Source organism: Streptomyces pallidus (ex Mingjun et al. 2026) (genome assembly GCF_051550185.1).
Classification (GTDB): Bacteria; Actinomycetota; Actinomycetes; order Streptomycetales; family Streptomycetaceae; genus Streptomyces.
The window spans coordinates 4454321-4474832 of the sequence record NZ_CP196181.1 but is presented as its reverse complement, the minus strand read 5'-3'; the positions used below and the strand labels follow the sequence as shown (position 1 = coordinate 4474832).

Here is a 20512-nt window from a genome sequence, read left to right as displayed (position 1 = left end):
GTGACGTCCCTTCTCCTCGGTTCCGTTCCCGGCCGGGGCGGGGGCAGGCCGCTGCCCGCGCGCCCCGGCCGGTTCCGCGGGGCCGGGGGCCCCGGGACGGCGGTCCGGGAAACCGCCGTCCCCGCTGCACCGCCGGTCAGGCGCCCGCGTCGGCGCCCTGGCGGAAGCGGGTGGTGCGGTGCACCGGGTCGGTGTCGATCTCCGGGATGACATGCTCGCCGATCAGCTTGATCGTCGTCATCGTGTCCTCGTACGAGACCCCGGTCGGCAGGCCGAACGACAGCTGGTCGGCCCCGGCCTGCTCCCAGCGCTTGCACTGGGCGAGGACCTCGGAGGGGTCACCGCAGATCAGCAGTTCCTCGGCGATGAGGAGCTCGATGATCTCCGCGTTGTACTCGGGCAGGATCTCGGGCCACTGCGGGATCGCCTCGGGCCGCGGGAAGGTGTCGTGGTAGCGGAAGACCAGCGACTGGAAGCGGTTCATGTTCGCGTTGACCGCGATCTCGACCGCCTTGTCGTGGGTCTCGGCGCAGATCGCCGTCGAGGTGACCATCACGTTGTCGTTGACGAAGGCGCCGATGGCCTTCGCCTCCTGGATCGCGGTCTTGTACTGCTCCAGCACCCACTCCATGTCGGAGACCTTCTGGACGCTGAAGCCGAGGACGCCGAGGCCCTTCTTCGCCGCCATCGCGTACGAGGAGGGGGACCCGGCGGCGTACCACATGGCCGGGTGGGCCTTGCCGTACGGCTTGGGGAAGACCTTCCGCGGGGGCAGCGACCAGTGCTTGCCCTGGAACCCCTCGTATTCCTCCTGGAGGAACATCTTGGGGAACTCGGCGATGGTCTCCTCCCATATCTCCTTGGTGTGGTTCATGTCCGTGACGCCGGGCAGGAAGCCGAGGATCTCGTGGCTGCCGGCGCCGCGGCCGGTGCCGAACTCGAAGCGGCCCTTGGAGAGGTGGTCGAGCATGGCGACCTTCTCGGCCACCTTGACCGGGTGGTTGACGGGCGCCAGGGGGTTGAAGATGCCGGAGCCGAGGTGGATGCGCTCGGTGGCGTGGGCGAGGTAGGCGAGGAAGACCTCGTTCGCCGACAGGTGCGAGTACTCCTCCAGGAAGTGGTGCTCGGAGGCCCAGGCGTACTTGAAGCCGGACTTGTCGGCCTGGATGACGTACTCGGTCTCCTCGATCAGCGCCTTGTGCTCTGCCTCGGGGTCGACCCTGGACCGCGCCTCAGGCACGTATCCCTGCACGAAGAGCCCGAATTCCAAGGGGGTTCACCGTCCTCGCTCATTTCTGACGCTCCGTCAGATCGGATGGGTCGACTGTTCCACCGCGGGGCGGGAGCGTCAATACCTGATGAACCGTCAGAGCACGCTGACGCCGGCCGTCCAGCCGCCGTCGATGACGAACGGCTGCCCGGTGATGTACGAGGAGTCCTCGCCCGTCAGGAACAGCGCCAGCCGGGCGACCTCCTCCGGCCGCCCCACCCGCCCCAGCGGCACCACCCGCCGGTACAGCTCCCCCATCGCCTCGCGCGCCTCCTCGCTCACGCCCGCCGGGTCCAGCAGCCCCGGATTGGCCATCGGGGTGTCCACCGCGCCCGGGCACATCGCGTTGACCCGGATGTTCTTCGCCGCCAGCTCCAGCGCGGCCACCCGGGTCAGCCCGATGACCGCCGCCTTGGTCGCCGCGTACGCACCCACGTACGCCATGCCCGTCAGACCGGTGTACGAGGAGGTGTTCACGATGGTCCCGCCGCCGGCCGCCTCGATCTCCGGGGCCAGCGCCCTGATCCCGAGGAAGGTGCCGACCTGGTTGACCTGCACCAGCTCCTGGAACTCCGCCAGCGGGGTCGAGGCCAGCTCGTTGAAGCGCAGGATGCCCGCGTTGTTGACCAGGCCGTCGACCCGGCCGAAGGCCTCCCTGGCGGCCGCCACCGCAGCCGCCCACTCCTCCTCCCGGCTCACGTCCAGCCGGACGTACCGGACCCGGTCCTCCCCGACCTCCTCGGCGATCTGCTTCGCCACGGCCGCGCCCCGCTCGTCCAGCACGTCCCCGAGGAGCAGCCGCGCCCCCTCGGCGGCGAACAGCCGGGCCTCCTGCTCGCCCTGGCCGCGGGCGGCACCGGTGATGAGGACGACGCGGCCGTGGAGCCTGCCGGTGGATATGCCCATGTCCGTACTCCCGCTAGTCGTGGAGGAGGGGCGCCACCTCGGCGCCGAACGCGGTGATCTGGTCGGTCAGCTCGGCGCGGTCGCGGCTGCGGAAGCGGACCTGGATCTGGTCGACGCCCAGCGCCCGGTACGCGCGCAGCGACTCGGCGAGCACCTCCGGCTTGCCGGACAGGGTGCGGCGGCCGGTGTCCCAGGCGGGCTCGCCGACGTACAGCGCCTCGGTGATCGCCCCGAACTCGAACGGCTCCGTGACGCCGGCCTGCTCCCGGAGTTCTCTGATCCGGGCGATCTGCGCGGGCAGCCGGTCCCGTGGATCGCCCTGCGGGAGCCAGCCGTCGCCGCGGACGGCCGCCCGCCGCACGGCGGCGGGCGAGGAGCCGCCGACCCAGACGGGGATCCGGGGCTGCGCGGGCCGGGGCCGCTGGCCGAGGTCGCGGAAGGAGAACCGCTCCCCCTCGAAGGCCGGGAACTCCTCGGGCCCGAGGGCGGCGCGCAGCGCGTCGAGCGTCTCGTCGAGGAGGGCGCCGCGCCCGGCGAAGTCGACGCCGAGGGCCTCGAACTCCTCCCGGACGTGGCCCGCGCCGACGCCGAGGATCAGCCGGCCGCCCGAGAGGTGGTCGACCGTCGCGTACTGCTTGGCGCCGAGCAGCGGGTGCCGCAGGCCCAGGATCGCGACATGGCTCAGCAGCCGCACGCGCTCGGTCACCCCGGCGAGGAAGGCCAGGGTCGCCACCGGGTCGTACCAGATGGTGCTCATGGGGCCGGCGAGGCGGCGCGGTATGGCCACGTGGTCACAGGTGGCCACGTAGCCGAACCCGGCCCGGTCGGCGGCCCGGGCGACCTCGGCGAGGTCGGCGGGGCCGGCCGAGGCCTCCCAGGCCTCGGCGTACAGGGTGCTCTGCGACTGGATCGGGAGCTGCATCCCGTACACCAGCCGGCCTTCCGGAAACACGCGCGCCATGGGGTCCCCGCCTCGAAGCTCTGTCCGGCTCGTCCGGGGGCCATCGTCTTATCTGACGATCCGTCAGGCAATAGGGCCGTCAGAAGCCGTGCGGGCCCATCACGATGACCGGCTTGGCCGCCGGGTCGAGCGTCCTCAGCACCCTGTGCATGGCCTGCTTCGAGATGCCCACGCAGCCCTGCGAGGGCCCGTCGTGGTCCACGTGCAGCCAGATGTTGCCGCCCTTGCGCTCCCCCTCCGGCTTCGTCGGGTCCAGCGGCGACACGCCCCGCTTGCGGTTGAAGTCGATCGCCACGACGTAGTCGAAGGAACCGGCCAGGGACTCCCCCTCGACGCCGTGACCGGAGGCGGTGAACGCCCTACTGCGGTCGTACGGCAACCTCGTCCCCGGCGGCTTCGGCAGCAGACCGCCGGCGTCACTCAGCGAGAACACCCCTACGGGGGACGTGAGATCTCCGTAACTACGCTCCGTGGACCACCCCCTGGCCCCGTTGCGCGCGGGCCAGCGCTCCGCCAGGACCCAGTCGGCTCCGGCGGCGGGCCGCGTGTAGAGGGCGGCGGTCGCGTACGAGGAATCCCTCGCCTTGCCCGTGACCAGGATGAGCTGGAGGGAATCCGCCGGGATCCGCGCCAGGGTCTGCTCACTGATGCCGGAGAGCCCCTGCATGTCGTACCGCCAGGCCTCACGCGCGGCACGGCCGTCGGCGGTAAGGGCGGGGCGGTCGTCGGTGACGGTGTGGGCACGCGCCTCGGCGTTGCCGGGGGCGTCCTGGACGGCATGGAACCAGGCCGCCGTGCAGGCCAGCAGACCGGCGGCGGCAGCAGCGCCGACCCCGGCCCCGGCACGCGCGGCCACACGGGGCCGAGGAAAGCCGACTCGGGCGAACTTGCTCATTCCACCGACCGTACACAGCCCGGACCCCCCACGCCGTGGACGTCAACCTCCCGGGGGGTGTCGAGGCGCGAGGGTGACGCGGGGCGGCGGGCGGGAAGGCAGACGGAACGGAACCGACCCTCAGGGCCGAGCCACCGCCGCCACCAGCACCCCCACGACGACGGCGCACGCCGCGACCATCACGGAAGGAGCAGGACACCACCCGACCCGAGTCGCACCCGGGGCCGGGCCGTCGACCCCCGACAACGGTCGGTCGCCGAGACGAGAGGAGCGCGTAGCGATCCGGCGCGCTCGCGGGGACAGGACGGGGTCCTCGCCCACACTTCCGGCAGGCCGGGCGACCGCGCGCCCGCCGCCACCCGGGAACTGGTGGCCCTGGCGGCACGGAGGCGCCGCGAGGCGGAGCCGGGGGCCTGCGTCGCTGACGGTACCCGACCCTCGAACCGTCCCCCTGGCCATCCTTCGGGGGCTTCCCGGCAGCTCTTTGGCATTCCGGGGCGGGACGGTCGGTCAAGGGGGGCCGAAGGCCCTCGCGCAGCGACGCGACCGGAGGGAGCGCCCTTGAGGGACCGGCCCGCACCGGAAGGACGATGGGCGGCCGGGAAGCCCCCGAACACACTCCCGACTCCGAGTGCGGGCGTCCGGCCCCACCCCCTTCTCCCCTCCGCGGCGTACGCTCGGGGGATGAGAACTCCCAGGCACGCAGCGCGCATTGTGGTTCTGGATCCCGGTGGGGCGGTGTTCCTGTTCCGGGAGAACAACATCGAGGTCGGCATCCACTGGCTGCCGCCGGGCGGGGGGATCGATCCGGGTGAGACGCCCGAGGAGTGTGTGCGGCGGGAGCTGCGGGAGGAGACCGGCTGGACCGACCTCCTGCCGCAGCGGCTGCTGTGCACCTGGGAGCACGACTTCACGCACGAGGGCGTACCCGTGCGCCAGCACGAGCACATCTACGTGACGACCGGCCCCCGCCGCGACCCCGTCCCCGAGGACCCCGGGGCGCACTGGCGGTGGTTGTCACCGGCGGCGCTGGCCGGGCTCGGGGAGCCGTCGTGGCCGCCGCGGTTGGCGGAACTACTGGCAGCCGAGCGAAGCGGGGAGCCCGTTCACCTGGGCCTCGTGGTCTGATTCACACCCGCACCCACCCCAGCACCCGCACCCGCACCAGCACCCGCACCAGCACCCGCGCCAGCACCAGCACCAGCACCAGCACCAGCACCCACCCCAGCACCAGCACCCGCCCCACCAGTAGCCCGGGCGTACAGCGCGGCCGCGTAGTCGCCGAGGACGGTGCTGGTCGAGACGTCGTCGGTGTCGCCGCCGGTCAGGATGCCCACGATCTTGCCGTCGCGGGCGAGCCAGGCGCTGCCGCTCGTGCCGCCCGGGAAGTCCGCGCAGTCGAAGCGCTGCTGGGTCGCCGACTCGCGGACCGCCTTGGCCGTGCAGGTCCGCGGGACCTTGCGGTCGGCGGGGTAGCCGGTGACGGTGACCTCCTCGCCTGCGCGGCCCGTGGTGTCGAGGGGGGCGGCGCCGACGACGTCCTCGATGTTGCGGCCCGTGGCGTCGGGGGCGAGGCGGGCGAAGGCGAGGTCGTAGTCGTCGTCGGAGTCGTCGGACCAGCGGCCGTCCTCGAAGACCTCTTCGATCTTCCAGGCACCGTACGGGGCGGCCCCGTTCCCGTACGCGGGTGCGAAGAGGGCGCCGCCGCCCGCCACCTTGCCGGCGAGCAGACAGTGCCCGGCGGTGACGATGAGGTTCTTGCCGGGGCTGCGGACCACGGTGGCGGTGCAGAAGTGATCACCCTGCACATCGCCCTCGAACAGGGCTCCGGTGAAGGCGGCCGACGTGCCCGGCTTCGGTATGCCGGCAGTGGTCAACTGAGGCTGCTTGGGCGATTGCGTTCGCGAAGTCGGACTCGGTGAGGGCTGCGTCGGGGCCGCCGCCTCGGTCCGGGTCGCCGGTCGACTCCCCGGGTCCGGCACCACCTTGGTCATGGCGGCGGATGCGCCGATCGCCGCTATCGCGCACAACACGCCGGTCACCACGGTCCGCTTGTCCATCACTGCCGCCCCTTCAGCTTTGCTCTGGCGAAGCATGCCTTGGCGGTCCGGTCACCCGCAAGGGGACGGCCGTTCACCGTCCGCTACGCCCGGGCCCGAGCGGCCGTTCGCCGTCCGCCACACCCGAGGCCGAGCGGCCGTTCACCGTCCGCTACGCCCCGGGCCAGAGCCCCTCCGGCGTCAGCCCCAGCAGCTCGATCGCGTTGCCGCGGACGATGCGTTCGACCACGTCCGAGTCAAGGTGGCCCATCTGGGCCTCGCCGACCTCGCGGGACTTGGGCCAGGTGGAGTCGGAGTGCGGGTAGTCGGTCTCGTACAGGACGTTGCCGGCGCCGATGGCGTCGAGGTTGCGCAGGCCGAAGGCGTCGTCGAAGAAGCAGCCGTAGACGTGTTCGGCGAAGAGCTCGGACGGCGGGCGCAGCACCTTGTCGGCGACTCCGCCCCAGCCGCGGTTCTCCTCCCAGACCACGTCGGCGCGTTCCAGGATGTACGGGATCCAGCCGATCTGGCCCTCGGCGTACATGATGCGGAGGTTCGGGAAGCGTTCGAACTTGCCGCTCATCAGCCAGTCGACCATCGAGAAGCAGCAGTTGGCGAAGGTGATCGTGGAGCCGACGGCGGGCGGGGCGTCGGCGGACGTCGAGGGCATGCGGCTGGAGGAGCCGATGTGCATGGCGATGACGGTGCCGGTGTCGTGGCAGGCCTGGAGGAAGGGGTCCCAGGCGTCGGTGTGGATCGACGGCAGTCCGAGGTGCGGGGGTATCTCGGAGAAGGCGACGGCGCGTACGCCGCGCGCCGCGTTGCGTCGGACCTCGGCGGCGGCGAGTTCGGCGTCCCAGAGCGGGATGAGGGTGAGGGGGATGAGGCGGCCGCGGGCCTCGGGACCGCACCACTCCTCGACCATCCAGTCGTTGTAGGCGCGCACGGCGAGGAGCCCCAGCTCACGGTCCTTGGCCTCGGTGAAGGTCTGGCCGCAGAAGCGGGGGAAGGTGGGGAAGCAGAGCGCGGACTGGACGTGGTTGACCTCCATGTCGGCCAACCGGTCGGGAACCGAGTAGGAGCCGGGGCGCATCTGCTCGTACGTGATGACCTCCAGCCGGATCTCGTCGCGGTCGTAGCCGACGGCGGTGTCGAGGCGGGTGAGGGGGCGGTGCAGGTCCTCGTACACCCACCAGTCGCCGATCGGTCCGGGGTCGCCCTCGGCGCCCATGACGGGGGCGAACTTGCCGCCGAGGAAGGTCATTTCCTTGAGGGGGGCGCGGACGATCCGGGGTCCGGTGTGGCGGTAGCGGGACGGGAGCCGGTCCCGCCAGACGTGAGGAGGTTCCACGGTGTGGTCGTCCACCGAGATGATCTTCGGGAAGGTCTCCATGGCCCTCACGGTAGCGTCAATCTGACGAACCGTCAGCCAGTCGAGGAGTGATCGGTTCGACACGGGCTGACGGGTACGAGCAAGACAGGGCAGACTGACCCTTACACCGACGGAAGGCAGGGGGGACGACAGATGGAGGGCATACCGGCCATCCCGCACCAGCGGAACCACCCCGACGCAGCCCGGCGCGCACCCGGAACGGCCCAAGCCGCCCCCGGCAGCCCGCAGGCCGCCCCCGGGCCCGAGGCCGTGCCCGCGACCCCCGCGACCCCCGCAACCCCCGCGACCTCAGCGCCCTCCGCGACCTCCGCGACCTCCGCGACACCCGCGACCTCAGCGTCCTCCGCGACCCCCACGACACCCGCGCCCCCCGGAGCCGCCGGCCCCGCCCCCGCCTCCCGCTTCGCCGTCCTCGGCCCGATCCGCGCCTGGCGCGGCGGCGAGGCCCTGCCCTCCGGCACCCCCCAGCAGCGCGCCCTGCTCGCCGTGCTGCTGCTGCGCGGCGGCCGCACCGCCACCGCCCCCGAGCTGATCGACGCCATCTGGGGCGACGACCCGCCGCAACAGGCCCTCGCCACCATCCGCACCTACGCCTCCCGGCTGCGCAAGGTCCTCGACCCCGGCACCCTGGTCACCGACGCCGGCGGCTACGCGATCCGCACCCCCACCGGCACCCTCGACCTCGGCGTCGCCCGCAGCCTCGCCTCCGACGCCGACCAGGCCCGCACCGCCGGCGACCGGGGCCTCGCCCGTACCCTCCTGGCCCGCGCCCTCGACCTGTGGGACGGCGAACCCCTCGCCGGGGTCCCCGGCCCGCACGCCGAGACCGAGCGCGCCCGGCTCGTGGAGTGGCGCCTGCAGCTGCTGGAGACCCGCCTCGACCTCGACCTGGAGGTCGGCCACCACGCCGAGGCCGTCTCCGAGCTCACCGCGCTGACCGCCGCCCACCCCCTGCGCGAGCGGCTCCGCGAACTGCTCATGCTCGCCCTGTACCGCAGCGGCCGGCAGGCCGAGGCCCTCGCCGTGTACGCCGACACCCGCCGCCTCCTCGCCGACGAGCTCGGCGTCGACCCGCGTCCCGAACTGGCCGCGCTCCAGCAGCGCATCCTGCGCGCCGACGCCGAACTCGCCTGCGCCGAGGCCCCGGCCCCGGCCACCGCGCCCGTCCACGTCCGGCCCGCCCAGCTGCCCGCCACCGTGCCCGACTTCACCGGCCGCACCACCTTCGTGGGCGAGCTCGGCGCCATCCTGTCCGCCGCCGACGGCCAGGTCATGGCCGTCTCCGCGCTCGCCGGCATCGGCGGCGTCGGCAAGACCACCCTCGCCGTGCACGTCGCCCACGCCGCCCGCCCGCACTTCCCCGACGGCCAGCTGTACGTCGACCTCCAGGGCACCGAACCGCGCCCCGCCGAGCCCGTCGCCGTCCTCGGCTCGTTCCTGCGCGCCCTCGGCACCCCCGACACCGCCATCCCGGACACCGCCGACGAGCGGGCCGCGCTCTACCGCTCCACCCTCGACGGCCGCCGCGTCCTGGTCCTCCTCGACAACGCCCGCGACGCCGCCCAGGTCCGGCCGCTGCTGCCGGGCACCGCCGGCTGCGCCGCCCTCGTCACCAGCCGGGTCCGCATGGCGGGCCTCGCCGGGGCCCATCTCGTCGACCTCGACGTGATGAGCCCCGAGGAGGCCCTGCAGCTGTTCACCCGGATCGTCGGCGCCGAACGCGTCGCGGCCGAACGCCAGGCCGCCCTCGACGTCGTCGGCGCCTGCGGCTTCCTCCCGCTCGCCATCCGCATCGCCGCCTCCCGGCTGGCCGCCCGCCGCACCTGGACCGTCTCCGTCCTCGCCGCCAAGCTCGCCGACGAGCGCCGCCGCCTCGACGAACTCCAGGCCGGCGACCTCGCCGTCAAGGCCACCTTCGAGTTGGGCTACGGCCAGCTCGAACCCGCCCAGCAGCGCGCGTTCCGCCTGCTCGGCCTCGCCGACGGCCCCGACGTCTCGCTGGCCGCCGCGGCCGCCGTCCTCGACCGGCCCGAGCACGACACCGAGGACCTCCTGGAGGCTTTAGTCGACTGCTCCCTGCTGGAATCCGCCGCACCCGGCCGCTACCGCTTCCACGACCTCGTACGCCTCTACGCGCGTGCCTGCGCCGAGCGCGACGAGCAGCCCGCGAGCGAGCGGGACGCCGCCCTCGACCGGCTGCTCGACTTCTACCTCGCCACCGCCTCCGCCGTGTACGCCGTCGAACGCCCCGGCGACCGGCTGCCCGCCCACCTCGCGGCCACCCACCACCCCGGCCTGCGCTTCACCGAGCCCCGCGCCGCCCTGGACTGGCTGTATGCCGAGGCCGACCCGCTGCTCGCCTGCGTCCGGCAGTCCTCCGTACGCACCACCGGGCGCGCCGACGTGCTCCGCCGGGCCGTGGACCTGCTGTGGGCGGCCAAGGACCTCGCCGAGTCCGGCGCCAACTCCAAGCAGTACGAGTCCGCCGCCGCGGCCCTGCGCGACGCGGCCCGCACCGCCGCGGACCCGCACGCCGAGGGCCGCGCCCGCACGGCACTGACCAGCGTCCACCTCGTCGCCGGCCGGTTCGCCGAGGCCGACGACGAGGCCCGGCAGGCCACCGTCCTGGCCCGCGCGGCCGGCGACCCGCTGCCCAGCTGCTGGGCGCCCAACGACCGCGGGATCATCGCCCTCTACCAGGCCCGCTACGCTGACGGCGAGCGCTACCTGCTGGAGGCCATCGAGAACTTCCGCGCCGACGGCAACCACATCGGCGAGGCCAGCGCCCTGTGCAACCTCTCCCGCATCCACGTGGAGCTGGGCCGGCTGACCAGCGCGATCGAGCTGGCCGAACAGGGCATCGCCATATACGACCGGATGGGCCTGACCCTGCGCCTGGCCAACGGCCGGTACGCGCTCGGCATCGCCCTCACCCAGGCCGGGCGGCTCGCCGAGGCGCAGGCGCAGCTCACCGAGGCGCTGTCCCTCTTCCACGACAACCGCCAGCCCCTGTGGGAGGGCGTGACGCACTTCCGGCTCGCCGAGGCTCACCTGGCCGCGCACCGGCCGACGCTGGCCGCCGCCCACGCCGAGCAGGCCATCGCACTGCGCGGCATCGGCGGCGAGTGGCGGCGGGCGACCGTGCTGACGGTGCTGGGCAAGGCCCTGCAGCGGCTGGGGCAGCGGGACCGGGCGCGGGTGTGCTGGCGGGACGCGGAGGCCGTCTTCGCGGGGCTCGGATCGCCGGAACTGGCCGAGGTGCGGGCACTGCTGGCATCGGAGATCGCGGCCTGATCCCGCGGCCGGCGGGAGTTGAACGAGGCATTCATCGTTCGTTTATCGCCTTCGGCCACGATGGACACATCGACTCACCGCGTCGGGGGGCGCGGGAGTCCGCTGGAGGACCGCCCGTTCGGCGGTCCGCGGGGGAATCGCCGAACGGGCCCTACCCATCCATCAGGAGATCCGATGACGACGAACGAGAACATCCTGCCGAACGAGAGCGACATCATCCCGCTCGACAACCACGCCTCGGGGATCGGGATCAAGCCGGTCGACGGCCCCGCCGCGGGCGACGTCGACATCACTCCGATGGACAACCACGCTTCCGGCATCGCGATCAAGCCGGTCGACAAGCCGGCTGCGGACGAGGAGATCGTCTCGCTGGACAACCACGCGTCCGGCCCGCGTCCGTAACCGATCGGTCCCCGCACGGCCGTCCCACGGGGGATACGGGGGATACGGGGGACGGCCGTGCACGGGGGACACGGGGGAAACAGGGGGGTGCGCCGGGGTCACGGGGGGACCACGGCGCCACAACGGGGGAAGCACCACCACGGGGGAGCACTACCACGGGGGAAGCAGGACAACGGGGGAGCACAACGCAGGAACGGCGGCCGCGGTGGCCCGGAGGGGGAGCCACCGCGGCCGCCGCGTGCGTGCGCACGCAGATGCGGAGGCAGATGCGGACGCGGATGGGGCCGGCCGCACGGGGCGGGCGCCGGTCCGTGGCTAGGCTGGGAGCGTGTTCACCTCACAGGGGCCGAGCCTGCGCGAGCTCGCCGTCCAGGCCTTCTCGTCGGTCGAGCGGGGCTACGACCTGCTCGCGCCGAAGTTCGACCACACGCCTTTCCGCACCCCGGACCGCATGCTCGACGCCGTCGAGGAGGCCCTCGCCGGGCACGAGGGGTCCTTCGGCTCCGGCCTGGACGTCTGCTGCGGCACGGGCGCGGCCCTCGGGATGCTCCGCCGGCTGTGCCGGGACCGGGTGACCGGAGTGGACCTCAGCGCGGGCATGCTGGCCGAGGCCGAGCGGCTGTACGGCGGCGGCGCCGGGGCCGGCGGCGTCGACCTGGTGCGGGCCGACGCGCGGGCCCTGCCGCCCGGGCTGGCGGACACGTACGACCTGGCGGTCAGCTTCGGGGCGTTCGGGCACTTCCTGCCGGCCGAGCGGCCCGCCCTCTTCGGCGGTGTCCACCGGGCACTGCGCGCGGGCGGGGTGTTCGCCTTCCCGATCGGGGCGCCGATACCGCCGACCTCCCCGCTGTGGTGGGCGGCGGCCGGCTTCGACGCGGTGATGCGCGTGCGCAACGCGGTGTGGCGGCCGCCGTTCGTCATGTACTACCGGACGTTCCCGTGGGGCGGGGTCCGCGCGGACCTGCGGGCGGCCGGCTTCACGGTGGAGACCGTGCCGCTGGAGCCGTTCGGGAAGCGCCCGGACGGCACCCCGCGCTGGCGGCTCGTCCTCGCCCGCAAGCCCGCCCGGTAGCACTCGGGCGGGCGTCAGACGGCGGGCGACGGGCGGCAGGCGACTGGTGGGCGGCGGGCGTCAGCGGGCGCGGAGCTCCCGTTTGAGGACCTTGCCGCTCGCGTTGCGCGGGAGCTCGGGGACGAACTCCACGGCGCGCGGGACCTTGTAGTTGGCCATCTCCCGCCGGGACCAGGCGATCAGGTCGTCGGCGGTGAGGGTGGAGCCGGGGCGGCGCACCGCGTACGCCTTGCCGACCTCGCCGAGGCGGGGGTCGGGGATGCCGACGACCGCGACGTCGGCGATGTCCGGGTGCAGGCCGAGGAGTTGCTCTATCTCGGCGGGGTAGGCGTTGAAGCCGCCGACGATGAACATGTCCTTGATCCGGTCGGTGATGCGCAGGTTGCCGCGCTCGTCGAGGACGCCGACGTCGCCGGTGCGCAGCCAGCCGTCCGGGGTGATGGCGAGGGCGGTCTCGTCCGGTTCCTCGAAGTAGCCCTGCATGACGTGGTGGCCGCGCACCCACACCTCGCCCGCCCCGCCGGCGGGCAGGGCCCGGCCGTCGCCGTCCGCGATGCGGATCTCGGTGCCGGGGACGGCCCGTCCGGAGGTGGCGGCGATGACCTCGGCGGGGTCGCCGCGGCGGCACATGGAGACGATGCCGCCGGCCTCGGAGAGCCCGTACGCGGTGAGGACGGTGTCCACGCGCAGTTCGGAGCGGAGCCGCTCGACGAGCCGGAGCGGGACGACGGCGGCGCCGGTGACGACCAGGCGGAGGGTGGACAGGTCGTGGTGGCCGCGCTGGGGGTGGTCGAGGAGGGACTGGTGGAGGGTGGGCGGGCCGGGGAGGACGGAGATCTGCTCGGCGGCGATGTTGGCGAGGGCGGTGTCCACGTTGAAGACGGGCTGGGGGACCATCGTGGCGCCGCGCATGAGGCAGGCGAGGATGCCGGCCTTGTAGCCGAAGGTGTGGAAGAAGGGGTTCACGATCAGGTAGCGGTCGCCCTCGCGGAGTCCGGCGAGCTCGCTCCACACCTCGTAGCAGCGCAGGGACTGGGCGTGGGTGATGACGGCGCCCTTGGGTCTGCCGGTGGTGCCCGAGGTGAAGATGATGTCGGAGGGGGCTTCGGGGCGGATGGATGCGGCCCGTCGGCGGACGGCCTCGGCGGGGACGGTGTCGCCGCCGGCCAGGAAGTCCTTCCAGGTGCGGAAGTCCTCGGGGGCGTCGTCGGCGAGGACGACGACCTGTTCGAGGTGCGGCAGGCTTGGCAGCGGGCCGCGTCCGGCGGCGCCTCCCTGCGCGGCCGGGGCCGGCGCGGTGCCTCCCTGCGCGGCGCCTCCCTGCGCGGTGGCCCGGCGCAGGGAGGCGACGTAGGAGGTGCCGAGGAAGGTGCCGGTGACGAACAGCAGGCGGGCCCGGCTGCGGTCGAGGACGTACGCGGCTTCCGTTCCCTTGAAACGCGTGTTGAGCGGGACGAGGACGGCGCCCGCGCAGACCGCGCCGAGGGCGCAGACGATCCAGTCGAGGGTGTTGGGGGCCCAGACGGCGACCCGGTCGCCGGGCTCGATGCCGGCTGCGAGGGTGGCTGCGGCGGCGCGCTCGACGCGCTCGCCGAGCTGCGCGTAGCTCAGCCGGGTGCGGCCGTCGACCACGGCCTCGCGGTCGGCGTGGCGGGCTGCGGCCGCGCGCACCAGGCCCGCGATGCTGCCCCAGCGCAGGTCGCCCCGCACGCCCTCGTCCGTGGCGCCGGGACCCGCCGCGGGACCTGTCCCGGTGCCCGCCACGGGTTCCGCAACGGCTCGTGCGGCTCCGGAGCCTGCCTCCGCTCCCGTGCCGGGCCTTGTGCCGGGTTCTGTGTCCGGCCCTGCGTCCGGCCCGGCTGCGCTTCCCGCCCCGTGTCCCGCCCCGGTTCCGGTTCCGGGACCCGGTCCGTGCCCGGACATGCGTACGCCCTCGCCCATCGTCCGCCTCCCCACGACACCAGTAGCTGACTATCCGTCAGATTAGCTGTAGCCTTCGCGGCTGTCAGCACTGGCGCGGCCCCGGAGGTGGCGGATGGCGGCAACACTCAAGGACGCTACGGCGATCGTCGGAATCGGCCAGACGCCTTTCGCCAGACGGCTGCCCGGGTCCGAGAAGGAACTCGCCTGCCGGGCGGTCCTCGCCGCCCTCGACGACGCCGGGATCGCCCCCGCCGAGGTCGACGCCTTCGCCTCCTACACCATGGAGGAGACCGACGAGGTCGAGGTCGCCAAGGCGATCGGCGCCGGCGACGTCACCTTCTTCTCCAAGGTCGGCTACGGCGGCGGCGGCTCCTGCGCCACCGTCGGCCACCTCGCCGCCGCCGTCGCCACCGGCCAGGCCACCGTCGGGGTCGCCTGGCGCTCCCGCAAGCGCGGCTCCGGGCCCCGCCCCTGGACCGACACCGCCGTACAGCTGCCCACCCCCGGGCAGTGGACCCGCCCCTTCGGCCTGCTGCGACCCGCCGACGAGATCGCCATGCTGGCCCGCCGCTACATGCACGAGTACGGGGCCAGCCGCGACCACCTCTTCAACGTCGCCATGGCCTGCCGCAACCGGGCCAACGAGAACCCCGCAGCGATCATGTACGACCGGCCGCTGACCCGCGAGATGTACATGACCTCCCGCATGATCAGTGAACCGCTGTGCCTGTTCGACAACTGCCTGGAGACCGACGGGGCGCTGGCCTGCGTCATCGTCTCCGCCGAGCGCGCCCGGGACTGCCGGCAGCGCCCCGTGTACGTGCACTCCGTGGCCCAGGGCCTGCCCGCCCAGCACCACGGCATGGTCAACTACTGGAACGACGACCCGCTCACCGGCCCCGCCTGGACCGCCGCCCGGCACCTGTGGAAGCACGCCGACTTCGGCCCGCAGGACGTCGACGTCGCCCAGATATACGACGCCTTCACCCCGCTGATCCTGCTCTCGCTGGAGGGCTACGGCTTCTGCGGGCGCGGCGAGGGCGCCGCGTACACCGAGGGCGGTGCCCTGGAGACCGGCGGTCGGCTCCCGATCAACACCGGCGGCGGCGGCCTGTCCGAGGCCTACGTCCACGGCTTCAACCTGATCAACGAGGGCGTCAAGCAGCTGCGCGGCATCTCGACCGCCCAGGTGCCCGACGCCACCACCTGCCTGGTGACGGCCGGCGAGGGCGTCCCGACGTCCGCGCTCCTGCTGCGCGCCTGAACCGCCCCCGCGACGACCGAGGAGACGAGGTACCACCGTGACCGCGGCCCCCGAAGAACTGCTCCTGCCCGTCCCGGACGCCGACGGCGCCCCCTTCTGGGAGTACGCCGCCCGCGGCGAGCTCCGCGTCCAGGCCTGCGCCGCCTGCGGCCGGCTCCGCTTCCCGCCCCGCCCGTGCTGCCCGCACTGCCGGTCCTTCGACTCCGAGTGGCGGCCCACCAGCGGCCGGGGGCGCATCTGGTCGTACGTCCGGCCGCATCCGCCGCTGCTGCCCGCCTACGCGGCGCAGGCCCCGTACAACGTCGTCCTCGTGGAGCTCGCGGACGCGCCGCGCATCCGGCTCGCCGGGAACCTCGTCGCCTCGGCCGACGCCCGGCTGGACTCGGTGGACCCCGCCCGGCTGCGCATCGGCGCGCGCGTCCAGGCGGTGTTCGCCGATGCGGGCGGGATCACCGTGCCGCGCTGGGTCCTGGAGAAGCCGTGACGCTGCGGGTGGAGCGGGACGGGGCGAGCGGGGTCGCGGTCGTCACCCTGGACCGGGAGCACCGGCACAACGCGATCGACCTGGCGACCGCCGCCGAACTGACCTCGGTGTGGCGGGGGTTCCGGTACGACGACGCGGTGCGCGCGGTGGTGCTGACCGGGGCGGGCCGGGCCGCGTTCTGCACCGGCATCGACCGGGACGCGGCCGTCCCGCAGCCGGGCTCCCCGTACTCGGTCGACGACCCGCTGGCCGCGATCGGCCCGAAGGCGGCCGACCTGTGGAAGCCGGTGGTCGCCGCCGTCAACGGCATGGCCTGCGGCGGGGCGTTCTACCTGCTGGGCGAGGCGGAGTTCCTCATCGCCTCCGACACGGCGACCTTCTTCGACCCGCACACCTCGTACGGGATGGTCAGCGCCTACGAGGCCGTGTACATGGCCCAGCGGATGCCGTTCGGCGAGGCCGCCCGGATGTCCCTGATGGGAACCGAGGAACGGCTGTCGGCGCGACGGGCGTACGAGATCGGGCTGGTCTCGGAACTGGCCGCGCCCGCCGAGCTGGCCGGGGCGGCCCTGCGGGCGGCGCGGACCCTGGCCGGTTTCCCGACCGAGGCGGTGCAGGGCACCGTACGGGCGCTGTGGTCGGCGAAGCAGGCGGCACTCCAGCAGGCGCTGGCCCAGGCCCCCGCGCTGATCGCGCTGGGCAACCTGCCGCCGGACCGGCAGGCGGCTCTGTTCTCGGGCCGCCGGACGACGCCGGAGCCGCGCGTGCGCTGACGGGTATCGGCCAGTCGGCGGTTGGCGAAAACCCGCAGCTCGGACGGCATCTGGCGGGCCGTCCGTCTTCCCCTCGCCCCAGTGCGCCCGGCCCCGGGAGCCCCACCGTCCCCTTCCCGGGGTGCGGGACTGCTTGGCCGGTTCACAGTTGCCATGCATATGATCAGCGCCAGCCGACGGGGAGCGCAGACATGGCAGATGAACTCGGTCCGGACCAGCAGGTGAGCATGCGGCTGAACAGCGAGGGGCCGCTGGCCCCCGGCGCGACCGCACCACCCCCACCGCTGCTGCAGTCACCCGGCACGGCCCACCCGCCGCTGCTGGCGACGGGCACGAACCCGCCGCCGCCCCTGCTGCAAGCCCCCGGCGGGCAGGACTTCGCCTCCACCCCGGCCGAGAAGAAGGCCGCCGCGAACACGATCGAGACCGAGCTCCAGCCGAACACGAAGACGGCCGCGGACCACGCGGACGACTCGACCGGCGCCGCCCAGAAGGGCTTCGACGGCTGGGAGACCGCCGCCGGCCTGAAGAAGGTCGCGGAGACCTGGGACCAGCAGGTGAAGAACCTGATCGCCCGGCTCGAAGCGGAGAAGGGCGCCCTACGCGGCGCTTCGGGCCTTTTCGCCCGCAACGACGTCGGACTGGGCAACGACTTCCTCACCACCAAGTCGAAGCTGAACGGCCTGTAGGGGGAGCTGAGCTGTGGCACTGAACTACCACGAGGTCATGGGCACGAACTTCGGGCTGCTCGGCACGGCCGCCGGCAAGTGGGAGTCGATGGCGGGCGAGCTGGGGAAGGTCGAGACCCGCTACGGCGAAACCGTCCAGAAGATCACCATGACGAACGGCTGGGCCGGCCACAGCGCCGTGAGCGCCGAGAAGGGCTTCGCGGCGACCCGCTACGAGTACGCGGCGGCGCAGGTGCAGGCGAAGGCGATCGCGGGCCTGCTGCGGGACGCCCAGGAGAAGTTCACCGACCTGAAGAAGAAGCTCGAAAGCGCCCGCGACGACGCGATAGCCGCCGGCATGACCGTCTCCGAGCAGGGGTACGTCGCCTTCGACTGGTCGAAGCTCACCCCGGGCGAGCGCAGCGCCTACCACCACGACCCCGACGGCCAGAAGACCATCGGCGAGGCCGTCGGCAAGTGGCAGAAGCACATCGACGACCGGGTGAAGGCCGTCGCCGAGCTCGACCAGAACATCAAGGCCGTCCTCGAAACGGCCGTCACCGACAGCAACAAGGACGCCCTCGGCAAGGGCGCCGACATGTCCCTCGCCGGCTTCAACGCCGGCGCCACGGGCGACCTGGACCAGGCCCTGAAGGACGAGAAGGCCGCACGGGAGCGGGCCGCCAAGGAGGCGGAGGCCGCCAAGAACGGTCCGAAGTCCGAGGGCGGCCTCACGATCACCGGTCCGAACGCGGGCGTCTCGACCAGCGGCCAGAAGTACGGCAAGGAGGGTTCGGCCAAGGCGTACGCCGACCTCTTCAAGATGACCGCGCAGGGCACGTACCAGAACGGGGACCTCACGCTCTCCGGCATCGACGACATCACCCTGGGGGCCAGGGCCAGCGCGAACTACGGCATGACCCAGGACGGACTCGTGGGCAAGGCCGAGACCTCGGCGGGCGTCAGGACCCTGCTCGAGGGACGCGCCGACTACAGCCACTGGGTCGGCGGCTACGCACGCTCCGAGGGGTTCGGCGGCGGGGAGGCCGCGCTCAGCGGCTCGGCACGCTGGGACGGCGTCAGCGCCGGAGCCAAGGCCTTCGCCGGAGGCAAGCTCAGCGTCGCCGGAGGCGGCGAGGTCGCCGGCCTCGGCGCCGGCGCCACGGCCGAGGGCTGGGCCGGGGCGGGCGCGGAGGCCAAGGCGACCTTCGGCAAGGGCGACGACGGCAAGTGGCACGTCGGCGGCAAGGTGGGTGTCGCCCTGGGCATCGGCGGCTCGGTGGGCGCCGAGTTCACCATCGACACGGACAAGTTGAGCAAGTCCGCCGGCGACGCCGCCGACTGGGTGGGCGACACGGCCGGCGACATCAAGGACGGCGTCGTCGGGCTGTTCGACTGATGCACTGTCCCGCAGAAGGAAGGAGGGCCTGAGACAACATGCCCACGACACTGCCGATTCCGATCGAGTTCGCCCTGCCGGAGGGCTGGCGGCCCGCCCCGCCGGACGAGGTCGGCGCCCCGGGCGTGGCGTTCGTCGCCCTGCACCCGGAACCGGACGCCGGATTCACCGCCAACATCACCATCGACGGCGACTTCTGGACCGACGAGGAAGAGACCCTCGCCGACATGGCCGAGGGGTCGGTGGAACGGCTCCGCCAAGCCGCCGCCGGAGCCGTGGAGGTCGCCGCCCGCCGCGAGCTCGGCTCCCCGGACGCGCCCGGCCTCGCGCAACGGCTGACGTTCACCGCCGTCGTGGGCGGCGTGCCGCGCGAGCTCGTCCAGTCCCAGGTCTACCTGTCCATGCAGGACGTGACCGACCCGCACAAGCGCGTGGTGATCCGGCTCATCCTGACCGTCACCGCGGCCCAGGAGGACGCCGTGCGGGGGGACTTCCAGGAGTTCCTGCGCTCGGTCGCACCGGACACCGGGACCGCCCGCACGGACACCGGCACGGACGCCGGCACGGACGCCGGCACGGACGCCGGGCCGGACGCCGGGCCGGACGCCGGGTCCGGGGCGTGACCATGGGCTTCAAGGACAGGCTGACCGGTACGCGGCGCCCCGACGGCGGCGTCCCGCCCGAGCCGGCCGCGGAGGTCCGGGCCGCACTGCTCGCGCTGGGTGGGCCGGACGTGCCCTACACCGTGCGCAACGCCCTTCCCGCGGAGGACGCCGACCTGGTGGCGGAGTGGCGGATGCGGGAGCCCGCCTGGCACGAGTTCTTCCTCCGCCACCAGCTGGAGCGGCAGGTACAGATCCGGATGCGGATCGACCCGGACGGGCACGAGGTGCGGACCGCCGACCGGCAGTGGGAGGTCTCGTGGGTCGGCGGTACGCCGCGGCTGGCGACGTCGGGCGAGTACTCCCGGGGCCAGGTGACGACGGTGTCGAAGCAGTGGACCATCGGGCGCGGCAAGGACGGCCGCACCGAGGCCACGGAGACGTTCCGCTTCGCCACGTCGGACCTGAAGGCGCCGCTGCAGAAGGTGGTCCTCGGTGCGGGCTGGACCTGGCGCGGCGTGCTGTTCGGCCGGCTCTGACCGGCCGGCGATGACGGGCACGACGCGGCGGAGGCCCCGCCCTTAGAAGGGGCAGGGCCTCCGGCCGTACCGGGCGCGCCCGGGAAACGGAAGGGATCAGGCCTCGACGACGCCCGAAGCCGCGACCTCGATCTTGGCGCGGGTGGCGCCGGACGGCGAGCCCAGCTTCTCGATCGCGTCGACGACCTCGGTGCCCTCGACGACCTCGCCGAAGACGACGTGCTTGCCGTCCAGCCACGGGGTGACGACCGTGGTGATGAAGAACTGCGAACCGTTGGTGTTGCGGCCGGCGTTCGCCATCGACAGCAGGTACGGGCGGTCGTGCTTCAGGTCGAAGTTCTCGTCGGCGAACTTCTCGCCGTAGATGCTCTTGCCGCCGGTGCCGTTCTGGTTGGTGAAGTCACCGCCCTGCAGCATGAACTGCGGGATGACGCGGTGGAACGGCGAGCCGGCGTAGCCGAAGCCGTGCTGGCCGGTGGCCAGCTCGCGGAAGTTCTTGGTGGTCTTCGGGACGACCTCGTCGAAGAGGCGGAAGACGATCCGGCCGGCGGCCTCGCCGTTGATGTTGATGTCGAAGTAAACGTTGCTCATGGGGTCCATCCTGTCACTCCCGGTGCCGTACGCGACC

Annotated in this window: 19 protein-coding genes; 11 read left to right on the top strand and 8 right to left on the bottom strand. The window is 73.2% G+C overall.

Going from position 1 to position 20512, the window contains the following annotated elements:
* Positions 1 to 136: 136 nt before the first annotated feature.
* From ACSHWO_RS19795 to ACSHWO_RS19780, 4 genes are all read right to left on the bottom strand, one after another.
* Positions 137 to 1270, bottom strand: a complete 1134-nt coding sequence (locus ACSHWO_RS19795) for an LLM class flavin-dependent oxidoreductase (protein WP_385806118.1) — start codon at positions 1268 to 1270, stop codon at positions 137 to 139.
* A 96-nt stretch (positions 1271 to 1366) separates the two neighbouring features.
* On the bottom strand, positions 1367 to 2176 hold the full coding sequence (locus ACSHWO_RS19790) for an SDR family NAD(P)-dependent oxidoreductase (protein ID WP_438313462.1): 810 nt from the start codon (positions 2174 to 2176) through the stop codon (positions 1367 to 1369).
* A 13-nt stretch (positions 2177 to 2189) separates the two neighbouring features.
* Complete coding sequence (locus ACSHWO_RS19785) at positions 2190 to 3137, bottom strand: LLM class F420-dependent oxidoreductase (RefSeq protein ID WP_385806122.1); 948 nt, start codon at positions 3135 to 3137, stop codon at positions 2190 to 2192.
* A 79-nt stretch (positions 3138 to 3216) separates the two neighbouring features.
* A complete protein-coding gene (locus ACSHWO_RS19780; protein WP_361095562.1) occupies positions 3217 to 4032 on the bottom strand; it encodes a hypothetical protein in 816 nt (271 codons plus the stop codon).
* 684 nt (positions 4033 to 4716) lie between these two features.
* Between ACSHWO_RS19780 and ACSHWO_RS19775 the strand changes: the two genes are divergently transcribed.
* Complete coding sequence (locus ACSHWO_RS19775) at positions 4717 to 5160, top strand: NUDIX hydrolase (RefSeq protein WP_438313460.1); 444 nt, start codon at positions 4717 to 4719, stop codon at positions 5158 to 5160.
* Here ACSHWO_RS19775 and ACSHWO_RS19770 read toward each other — a convergent pair.
* Positions 5139 to 5909 carry a trypsin-like serine peptidase gene (locus ACSHWO_RS19770; RefSeq protein ID WP_438313458.1) on the bottom strand — a complete coding sequence of 257 codons (771 nt, stop codon included), beginning with the start codon at positions 5907 to 5909 and terminating at the stop codon, positions 5139 to 5141. The two genes, ACSHWO_RS19775 and ACSHWO_RS19770, sit on opposite strands and share 22 nt — an antisense overlap.
* 334 nt (positions 5910 to 6243) lie before the next feature.
* The gene (locus ACSHWO_RS19765; protein ID WP_438313456.1) at positions 6244 to 7464 is read right to left on the bottom strand and encodes an amidohydrolase family protein; all 1221 of its coding nucleotides are present in this window, start codon (positions 7462 to 7464) and stop codon (positions 6244 to 6246) included.
* A gap of 132 nt (positions 7465 to 7596) precedes the next feature.
* Between ACSHWO_RS19765 and ACSHWO_RS19760 the strand changes: the two genes are divergently transcribed.
* The 3 genes from ACSHWO_RS19760 (at position 7597) to ACSHWO_RS19750 (ending at position 12232) form a co-directional block, all read left to right on the top strand.
* Complete coding sequence (locus ACSHWO_RS19760; protein ID WP_438313454.1) at positions 7597 to 10758, top strand: BTAD domain-containing putative transcriptional regulator; 3162 nt, start codon at positions 7597 to 7599, stop codon at positions 10756 to 10758.
* A gap of 174 nt (positions 10759 to 10932) precedes the next feature.
* Positions 10933 to 11160 carry a hypothetical protein gene (locus ACSHWO_RS19755; protein WP_361095577.1) on the top strand — a complete coding sequence of 76 codons (228 nt, stop codon included), beginning with the start codon at positions 10933 to 10935 and terminating at the stop codon, positions 11158 to 11160.
* Between the two features lie 328 nt (positions 11161 to 11488).
* Positions 11489 to 12232, top strand: coding sequence for a class I SAM-dependent methyltransferase (locus ACSHWO_RS19750; RefSeq protein ID WP_438313452.1), 744 nt, complete (start codon positions 11489 to 11491; stop codon positions 12230 to 12232).
* 60 nt (positions 12233 to 12292) lie between these two features.
* Here ACSHWO_RS19750 and ACSHWO_RS19745 read toward each other — a convergent pair whose 3' ends face one another.
* The gene (locus ACSHWO_RS19745) at positions 12293 to 13942 is read right to left on the bottom strand and encodes a fatty acid--CoA ligase family protein (RefSeq protein ID WP_361095819.1); all 1650 of its coding nucleotides are present in this window, start codon (positions 13940 to 13942) and stop codon (positions 12293 to 12295) included.
* 325 nt (positions 13943 to 14267) lie between these two features.
* Here ACSHWO_RS19745 and ACSHWO_RS19740 point away from each other — a divergent pair, with 325 nt between their 5' ends.
* From ACSHWO_RS19740 to ACSHWO_RS19710, 7 genes are all read left to right on the top strand, one after another.
* Positions 14268 to 15419 carry a lipid-transfer protein gene (locus ACSHWO_RS19740; protein ID WP_438313450.1) on the top strand — a complete coding sequence of 384 codons (1152 nt, stop codon included), beginning with the start codon at positions 14268 to 14270 and terminating at the stop codon, positions 15417 to 15419.
* Between the two features lie 37 nt (positions 15420 to 15456).
* Complete coding sequence (locus ACSHWO_RS19735) at positions 15457 to 15903, top strand: Zn-ribbon domain-containing OB-fold protein (RefSeq protein ID WP_385806139.1); 447 nt, start codon at positions 15457 to 15459, stop codon at positions 15901 to 15903.
* On the top strand, positions 15900 to 16676 hold the full coding sequence (locus ACSHWO_RS19730; RefSeq protein WP_438313448.1) for an enoyl-CoA hydratase/isomerase family protein: 777 nt from the start codon (positions 15900 to 15902) through the stop codon (positions 16674 to 16676). Before ACSHWO_RS19735 ends, ACSHWO_RS19730 begins: the two co-directional genes overlap by 4 nt.
* 191 nt (positions 16677 to 16867) lie before the next feature.
* Complete coding sequence (locus ACSHWO_RS19725) at positions 16868 to 17365, top strand: hypothetical protein (RefSeq protein WP_438313446.1); 498 nt, start codon at positions 16868 to 16870, stop codon at positions 17363 to 17365.
* 13 nt (positions 17366 to 17378) lie between these two features.
* Positions 17379 to 18743, top strand: coding sequence for a hypothetical protein (locus ACSHWO_RS19720; protein ID WP_361095595.1), 1365 nt, complete (start codon positions 17379 to 17381; stop codon positions 18741 to 18743).
* Between the two features lie 38 nt (positions 18744 to 18781).
* Complete coding sequence (locus tag ACSHWO_RS19715; protein ID WP_438313444.1) at positions 18782 to 19366, top strand: hypothetical protein; 585 nt, start codon at positions 18782 to 18784, stop codon at positions 19364 to 19366.
* 2 nt (positions 19367 to 19368) lie between these two features.
* Positions 19369 to 19884: a hypothetical protein gene (locus ACSHWO_RS19710; protein WP_385806148.1), complete on the top strand. Its 516-nt coding sequence runs from the start codon at positions 19369 to 19371 to the stop codon at positions 19882 to 19884.
* A 96-nt stretch (positions 19885 to 19980) separates the two neighbouring features.
* Here ACSHWO_RS19710 and ACSHWO_RS19705 read toward each other — a convergent pair whose 3' ends face one another.
* Positions 19981 to 20475, bottom strand: a complete 495-nt coding sequence (locus ACSHWO_RS19705) for a peptidylprolyl isomerase (RefSeq protein ID WP_385806150.1) — start codon at positions 20473 to 20475, stop codon at positions 19981 to 19983.
* Positions 20476 to 20512: the final 37 nt, after the last annotated feature.